The sequence below is a fragment of the Pseudoalteromonas sp. G5_S1_54_S4 genome, from assembly GCF_054968565.1.
Genome location: NZ_JBQKUL010000101.1, coordinates 1 through 2,366, shown reverse-complemented (window position 1 = coordinate 2,366; position 2,366 = coordinate 1). Strand labels below are relative to the sequence as shown.

At 42.0% G+C, this 2,366-nt stretch carries 5 protein-coding genes; all 5 read left to right on the top strand.

The features are described from left to right. On the top strand, positions 1-385 hold a 385-nt coding region (locus ACTRWE_RS18980), incomplete at its 5' end, for a glyoxalase superfamily protein (protein ID WP_462880514.1). A 149-nt stretch (positions 386-534) separates the two neighbouring features. Then, positions 535-969, top strand: a complete 435-nt coding sequence (locus ACTRWE_RS18975; protein ID WP_063529658.1) for a hypothetical protein — start codon at positions 535-537, stop codon at positions 967-969. An 81-nt stretch (positions 970-1,050) separates the two neighbouring features. Continuing rightward, positions 1,051-1,431: a hypothetical protein gene (locus ACTRWE_RS18970; RefSeq protein WP_024592043.1), complete on the top strand. Its 381-nt coding sequence runs from the start codon at positions 1,051-1,053 to the stop codon at positions 1,429-1,431. Between the two features lie 166 nt (positions 1,432-1,597). Continuing rightward, positions 1,598-1,885 (top strand): hypothetical protein, encoded by a 288-nt coding sequence (locus ACTRWE_RS18965; RefSeq protein WP_024592042.1) that lies wholly within the window; start codon positions 1,598-1,600, stop codon positions 1,883-1,885. A gap of 75 nt (positions 1,886-1,960) precedes the next feature. Continuing rightward, positions 1,961-2,257 carry a hypothetical protein gene (locus ACTRWE_RS18960; protein ID WP_024592041.1) on the top strand — a complete coding sequence of 99 codons (297 nt, stop codon included), beginning with the start codon at positions 1,961-1,963 and terminating at the stop codon, positions 2,255-2,257. Positions 2,258-2,366 lie beyond the last annotated feature (109 nt).

The following is a 2,366-nucleotide window of genomic DNA, read 5'->3' as shown; positions in this document are numbered from 1 at the left end:
GTGTAATGGAGTAGATGGCATGGAGTTTCAGACGATCCCAATAATGCGGATTTTCGATGAAGATAAAGCAAAAGAGTTTTACCTTGGCTTTCTCGGTATGGAACTAGATTGGGAGCATCGTTTTGAGGATGGTTACCCAATTTACATGCAAGTTTCGCTTGGCGATTTTGTTTTACATCTGAGTGAACACTCTGGTGACTGCACACCGGGCAGCAAGGTCTTCGTTAATGTAAGCAATCTTGATCAACTTTTCGCACAAGTTACTGCAAAGCCTTACAAATACAACAAACCAAGCATTGAAGATGCCCCTTGGGGTGCAAGGTGTTTTACCGTAACAGATCCGTTTTCAAACAGGATATTGTTTAATGAATCAGCAGACACATAACAATCAAATTTTATCGCCAGCAAAAAGCGCTGGCTGCGACGTCAACCCGCTGCGCGGCTTTCCGCGCTAAATTTGGGCGTTAAGCATACGAGGAACCATGTCCAGTGAAGTCACCGTGGCTAAAATATGAATCGAGGTTGGCAGACTGGATGAAACAGTTTGCTAGCGAAAAGTTGTCGTTCACTAATGGTTTTCAAGCAATCCCTGGCTTTCCTTCAAATGGATTTCGTGCTGATGGGCTGCTAACTGATGGGAATGTTGTTATAGCCTTGGAAGTGGAGGTAAAACAAACTCACCCTGATACAAATGTTGGAAAATATTGGCTCTTAAGCCAGTATCAAGCTTATGAAAAGGTGATTTTGTTTCATGTTTATACTCCAGAGTACACATCTTATCCTTGGCGCCTTCAGCTAGGTCAGTTTTATGCCTCAAAAATGGCGATAGAGTTGCCATTTGAATATGAACTAGTCGATCAAAGAGAAGCTATCGATACGAACTCATCATTTGAAGCAGTAACTAGAATTCTAGAGCAAAGAATACTCGGTGAATTCGGAGTAATTGCTGGTAAGTCGCAAAATGCTTAACAAGTGCAGGTTGTCGGACGTGTGCTACGCTGCGCTCCGCACCCGCCGCAACTGCAGGCGTTATGTGCTCTAAGGTATCTCATGCTCTCAATCACCAGTGAAGATAAAGAGAATCAACTTAAAAGTTATTGTCAGCATTGGCTGAGCTTATTAGCCACAAATCAATTTGAAGACGCAGAAAAGCTCATTGATATAAACAATAACTATGGTGTTGTATGGGCAGAATCTGAACTCAAAGACGCTGTGCATGATTACTTTGGTAGCGATGCCCCTGTGAGTTTTCAAAACGAAAATATAGCGAATTGTTACCCTGAGTTTTTAGAAACCGATTCAGGCTCATTGATCTTCGGCTTTTATTTACCCGCCAATGGCGAGATAACCGACCTAACTGTTGAATTTGAGTTTGTACCAATTGGGAACAACAATTATGCTGCAACAATCAACGATGTTCATGTTCTGTAGCATGTACGCACATAACAAGCGCCAGCACATCGCGCCTGCGGCGCTGGACTCGCAACAAGTTGCTCGCCCGTGTGGCGGGCGTTAGCTTTGCGGAGGCTTTATTGACATTTTAATATTAGTTATCGCCTCAGTATTATTCTTTGTTTTGGTTATAAAGTTGGAATCAATGATTCCCATCAACTTTTTGGACAAAGCAGAAAGAACGTTTAACGACCTAGGTGCAAACGTGCAGGTAAGAACAAATTCTTACTCTCGTTTTTATAACACCAAAGGACGATTGGTAAAAAAGTCGGATATAGCAAAAATCCAAAAAGCGGGTTGTCTTACACTTTTTACATTATCGGATAACGCAATCGATATTACGGTGCATCCAGCTAATAAAGATACTGTGTTTGAAAAAGCTAAAAGTATATTTAAAGAGGCTCAAGTTGTTGAAATTGATATACAAAGCTAACAAACCAATTATTCCGACCTCAACTCGCTGCGCTCTTTTCGTCGGCATATTGGGGCGTTATGTTGGAGCAGCATATTGATCGCTCGTATTAAGACAATCAGTTTTGGGGTATTAGTAGCTGCATTAATCATTACGATCACGTTGATGGTAGCCGATGTTGAATTTTATGGGCTCCTCAGTGTTTACGTATTTATGGTTTTATGGAGTTTACACAAGATATTTTTGTGGCTCATCGGTGATGAGTTTGGCATCGCCGTTCAGGTGAAAATTAAGAAAGACGCACCAAAAGCAATTCGTTTCCTTGGGCTGTTATTTGTCTGCTTTGTTTTTTATTTCGTAGCTAAGGGGCTTATCAAGCATGTTTCAACATAACAAGTTGCTTAATTTCGTTCCGGCCACAAACAGCATGGCCTCCACTGGACTGCCTACGCTGCGCTGCGGCAGCCAATTAGCAAAGCGTTAGCACTGTCCACTTATGGCC